A 462-nucleotide genomic window follows, 5' to 3' on the forward strand; every position below is an offset into this window, starting at 1 on the left:
GCCCAGTATAACGATGGAGCCATAGGCAAGCTTGACGAGGATTGAATGAAATCATTAGTCTTAGTTCTTTGTCATTTGTTGTTTTGGTAGGTACTTATCAGTTGGCACGTCATTGCTGTTACAGCCAATGTAAAAGCTAGTAGGCAATAAAAAGCCAGCTCCCGTATAAGACAGCTGACTTTATAAGTACGATTAGACTTAAATTCGATAAGCTAGATTAGAACTGATAAGTTAAAGACGTTTTGATATTACGTCCCATTTCAAAATCCGTATAATTATCATCTAAAGCATTGTTACGTGAGGCATGGCTGGCATAGGTCTCATCAAATATGTTATATACGCCAAGCGTGGCTTTTAAGCCTTCAACTTGAGTGGGTGTATAGCTCATAAAGATATCATGCACATCATAGTTAGGCTTTTTAGGCTGTACTGTCTCAGCTTTTGGCGTGACTGACGCAACAT

The 462-nt window shown here is 39.0% G+C and carries 1 pseudogene; it reads right to left on the reverse strand.

Features of this window, described 5'->3' with window-relative positions:
* Positions 1-217: 217 nt before the first annotated feature.
* Positions 218-462: pseudogene (locus tag AAEZ03_RS25895) on the reverse strand (hypothetical protein); the annotation flags it as partial.

This window comes from Pseudomonas sp. HY2-MNA-CIBAN-0224 (genome assembly GCF_040310285.1).
Lineage (GTDB): Bacteria > Pseudomonadota > Gammaproteobacteria > Pseudomonadales > Pseudomonadaceae > Aquipseudomonas > Aquipseudomonas helleri.